This is a genomic window from Rhabdaerophilum sp. (assembly GCF_046092605.1).
Taxonomy (GTDB): domain Bacteria; phylum Pseudomonadota; class Alphaproteobacteria; order Rhizobiales; family Beijerinckiaceae; genus Rhabdaerophilum.
Genome location: NZ_JBJTDY010000034.1, coordinates 1 through 3,742, shown reverse-complemented (window position 1 = coordinate 3,742; position 3,742 = coordinate 1). Strand labels below are relative to the sequence as shown.

Sequence of the window (3,742 nt, the reverse complement as noted above, 5' to 3'; positions counted from 1 at the left end):
CCTTCATGCCCTCGCGGTTGTTCAGGATATGGTTGAGCAGCGTGGTCTTGCCAGCGCCGAGAAAGCCTGAAAGCACAGTGACAGGGAGGCGATTGTCCGATTGGGTCTTGGCCATGATCCCCCAAGGGTGTAATGTTGTGACACTCAGGGAAGTGTAATAGTATTACACCACCGCGATGGTCAAGGAGGTCTCGGCCATGGCCGGCGAAAAAGCTCATCACGAGCGATGCGAGGGGCACGGCCATGCGCACTCGCCCCACTCCGACGCGGCAGCCATGATTGAACGCGCCCGCGCGTTCGCTGCGGCACGGAAACTCCCGTTTACGGAGATGCGCGCGCGTGTTCTGACCGTGCTGGCCCGCGAGGAGAAACCGCTCACGGCTTATGAGATCACGGATCGCTTGAGCGTATCGAAGAAAGTCCAGGCAGTTCAGGTCTACCGCGCGCTCGACTTCCTGCAGGAGGCCGGTTGCGTTCACCGGCTCGCCTCAAAGGCGTCGTACTTTGCATGCGATCATGAGCATCACCCCGGCGAGGCCGTGGTGTTCATGGTCTGCAGCCACTGCGGTACCGTGCAGGAAGCGCCGTCGGATCTGGTGGCTCAAGGGCTCCAGGGTGCCGCCGAGCATGCAGGCTTCAAGCCTGCTCATCCCATCGTTGAGCTGGAAGGCGAATGCGCGCGGTGCGCCTCAAATCCCCTGTGACAACAGCAACATTTCGAGCTAGGAGAGAAGTTGATCACGGGCCAGGCAGATTATGATTAAGCAAATGACATGAGCGCCGTACGCCATTTGACACGCGATTGGCGATTTTGTCTCTTGCTGGCCTATGCCTTCGTGCTGGCCGGGCTGGCTGGTGCGCGTCTGGTTGTTCATCATACAAGCGAGATGCAAGCGCTGGCCGCGCTGCAGATCATCTGCTCCGAGCACGGCCTAACTCTCCCGTCTGATCCGGAGAAGGATCACGGAAAAGACCATTCAGGATGCCCATGCGGCCCATCCTGTCCCTTCAAGACCTTTGGCTCCGTCGCTTCAGTATCGATTGGGCCTGCCTGGAGCGATCAGGAAGCGAATAAGCCTGTCCATGTCGCGCGGCACACTGCACTACCGCCGTCCCACGCCTCGCCGGGCGTTTCTGCGCGCGGTCCACCCAACCTGATCTGATTGAAACGGCAGACCTCGCCGCGCGAAGGCTCGCGTCGGCGATCACCCTTCATTCCAGATCCGGAAACCTAGACATGTCATCTCTCTTCACCCGCAGCGCGGCTATGGCCGGCTGCATCCTTGGCGCAACCGCGCTTTCAACGCTTGCCTTCGCACAGACCCCCGCGCTCGATCACGTCATGCTCGTCGTCGGCAAGGACGAGGCTGGCGTCTATGACGTCGGCTCAGGTCGCGAAATCAGCCGCATCGCCATGACCGGCGCCAGCCTCGACACCATGGCGCTCACAAATGGCGTCGCGCTGTTCAACAATACCGACGGCAATCAGGTGATTGCCGTGAACCTCAAGGACGGCAAGGAGATCGCGCGCATCCCCGCCTCCTCGCTGGGCGGCACACGGCCCGTGCACAGCTATCTCTCGCCCGTGATGGGCGGTCGTCAATTCTATGTTGTTCTCAATGACGGCGTTGAAGCCAATACACCGGTTGGCGAGGCGCCGAAGGATTCCTCGCTCACCCTGATTGACGTCGTTCCGGGTTCGGCAACCTACCTCAAACCGATTGGCGAGGTCCGGCTGGGGCGCGGCCATCACAAGGTGGCGTTCTCCAACACGCGCGCCCGCATGGTCGTCTCGAACATCGGCGACTGCAAGGATGTGCTGTCGGTCTACGACTTCGCCAACCCCGCTGACATCAAGCTCGTGAAGTCCTTCCCTGCCAAGGATTTTGGCTTCGACGGCTCGACCGCCATGAAGACCTGCGATGAAACAGGCAAGGCTGGGCTCAGGCTTGGTCCTCATGGTGTTGGCACGTCTGCAGCCACCGGCGATGCCTTCCACTTCATCACCGGCTCCGGCCAGGTGGCGCTGATCGACATCGATAGCGATATGCCGACCCTGCGCAATATCCAGACCGCAGGCACAGGCGGCTCGACGGCCAAGGACATGCCGGGCGGCCGGTTCATCGTCGTGCCGCAGCGGACCCCACGTGAAGTGCAGGATCGCGCCGGCGGCATTGTCTGCCAGATCGGGCAGATCGCGGTGATCGACGCCGTCAACCGGCAGCTCGTGGCCCAGACGCCGATGCTCTATGGCGACGGCACATGCTCGACGAGCCTCGTCGGCAAGCCGGAGGCTGCTGCTAACCCTTCCTATGTCGGCTTCAACAAGGATGGAAGCCGCATGTTTGTGGCGCTCGGCACGCTCGGTGGTGCGCAGAATGCATCGGCAACCGTGGATCTCACGCTCGTTTTCGATATGAGCAACCCGCGCCAGCCCCGCCAATTGGCGCCGATCAAGACCGAGCCGCGTCAGGCGAGTGACATCGTGATGGCGAATGGTGGCAGGCTGGCCTTCATCCCCAATTCGGTGGCCGGCACCGTCTCGGTGGTTGATACGGAATCGATGAAAGTCGTCCAGTCCATCAAGACCGTCGCCGGCCCGCACCGTTTGTCCGCGTTCAGCCCGACGTCTGGCCCATCGAAGCCTGTTGGCCCGGCCACGCCCGTCACGAACTGACCGACCCCCCGGTGGCGGAGCCAAGCTTCGCCACCCTTTCTCCCCTTTCAACCTGTCCTGGAGTTTCAAACCATGTCACGTCCCTCGCTCCGCATTGCCGCCGCTGGCCTTATCGCACTTGGCAGTATCGCTCCTGCCTTTGCTTGCGATCCGGAAGACCTCAAGGCCGAGTATCGCAGCCTCTGCGCAACTCCGACCGACGCTATCGCTCAACTTGTTTCGGCCACGGCCTCACGGCTGAAACCGGAAGCAGCCGCCCTGCTCACCGCCAAGGCCAAAGAAGCGCAGGCGATGTGCCTCGCCGATAAGTATGATGATGCCATGAAACTTGCCGTTCGCGTCGCCAAGGCGCTTGGCTCGGTCGAGCAGGAAGCTGGTTTGCCGCGCGAGCAATTTGCCGCGAGAACAGGTGGCACGCAGGTCGCGGCGAAATGAGAGCCGCGTTCCTTGGCGTCGCGTTGGTGTCAGCCTGTTGCGCGATTGCTGCCGCCCATGGTCCTGGCAGCCATGCCACGCCGCCAACGCGAGAAGAGATCGTAGCCGGCGACGCCGCTCGCGGCGCGGCTGCCTTCGAGAAGGTCTGTTCGGCCTGCCACACGATCGAGAAAGGGGCGCGCCGGCGTGTGGGCCCCAATCTCTTCGGCGTCGCAGGTGCCCGCATTGCGCAGAAGGAAGGCTACCCGTACTCGGAAGCCTTCCGGAAAGCCGAGATCGTCTGGGATGACGAAACACTTGCCGAATTTCTGGCGGCTCCGGCCGAGGTCGTGCCTGGCACAAAAATGGACTGGGCCGTTAGGGAAACGCAACAGATCGCCGACATCATCGCTTACTTGAAGTTGCATCGATAGCGTTTTGCTGAAGCTACCAGCGATGTATGGATCGCTGAATTCTCGTATATCGCCCACGCCTAATGCGCCAATCTGCTCTGAACCGCCCCTAGATTCCTGGACGCCTTCTTTCCTAATTTTGAGGCAAGGAGGCCATGATGGGCAACGCCAGATTCAGCGACGAGTTCAAGCGCGACGCGGTGCGTCAGATGACCGAACGGGGCTATCCGGTTGCTGA

At 61.5% G+C, this 3,742-nt stretch carries 6 protein-coding genes; 5 read left to right on the top strand and 1 reads right to left on the bottom strand.

The features are described 5' to 3' along the window. Positions 1 to 115: GTP-binding protein (locus tag ACKODO_RS03270; protein WP_408982020.1), on the bottom strand; the 115-nt coding region annotated here is incomplete at its 3' end. Between the two features lie 82 nt (positions 116 to 197). On the opposite strand from ACKODO_RS03270, the gene ACKODO_RS03265 reads away from it, so the two are divergent. From ACKODO_RS03265 to ACKODO_RS03245, 5 genes are all read left to right on the top strand, one after another. After that, positions 198 to 704, top strand: coding sequence for a Fur family transcriptional regulator (locus tag ACKODO_RS03265; RefSeq protein ID WP_408915681.1), 507 nt, complete (start codon positions 198 to 200; stop codon positions 702 to 704). A 69-nt stretch (positions 705 to 773) separates the two neighbouring features. Next, the gene (locus ACKODO_RS03260) at positions 774 to 1,163 is read left to right on the top strand and encodes a hypothetical protein (RefSeq protein ID WP_408915680.1); all 390 of its coding nucleotides are present in this window, start codon (positions 774 to 776) and stop codon (positions 1,161 to 1,163) included. 104 nt (positions 1,164 to 1,267) lie between these two features. Further along, positions 1,268 to 2,677, top strand: coding sequence for a YncE family protein (locus tag ACKODO_RS03255; RefSeq protein ID WP_408982019.1), 1,410 nt, complete (start codon positions 1,268 to 1,270; stop codon positions 2,675 to 2,677). A 72-nt stretch (positions 2,678 to 2,749) separates the two neighbouring features. Then, the gene (locus tag ACKODO_RS03250; RefSeq protein ID WP_408982018.1) at positions 2,750 to 3,112 is read left to right on the top strand and encodes a hypothetical protein; all 363 of its coding nucleotides are present in this window, start codon (positions 2,750 to 2,752) and stop codon (positions 3,110 to 3,112) included. Further along, positions 3,109 to 3,525, top strand: coding sequence for a c-type cytochrome (locus tag ACKODO_RS03245; RefSeq protein ID WP_408982017.1), 417 nt, complete (start codon positions 3,109 to 3,111; stop codon positions 3,523 to 3,525). The genes ACKODO_RS03250 and ACKODO_RS03245 overlap by 4 nt, the downstream gene beginning before the upstream one ends. Positions 3,526 to 3,742 lie beyond the last annotated feature (217 nt).

Coding starts and splice junctions, on each gene's coding strand:
- ACKODO_RS03265 (WP_408915681.1), top strand. CDS start 198: ATGGCCGGCGAAAAAGCTCATCACGAGCGATGCGAGGGGCACGGCCAT.
- ACKODO_RS03245 (WP_408982017.1), top strand. CDS start 3,109: ATGAGAGCCGCGTTCCTTGGCGTCGCGTTGGTGTCAGCCTGTTGCGCG.
- ACKODO_RS03260 (WP_408915680.1), top strand. CDS start 774: ATGAGCGCCGTACGCCATTTGACACGCGATTGGCGATTTTGTCTCTTG.
- ACKODO_RS03250 (WP_408982018.1), top strand. CDS start 2,750: ATGTCACGTCCCTCGCTCCGCATTGCCGCCGCTGGCCTTATCGCACTT.
- ACKODO_RS03255 (WP_408982019.1), top strand. CDS start 1,268: ATGGCCGGCTGCATCCTTGGCGCAACCGCGCTTTCAACGCTTGCCTTC.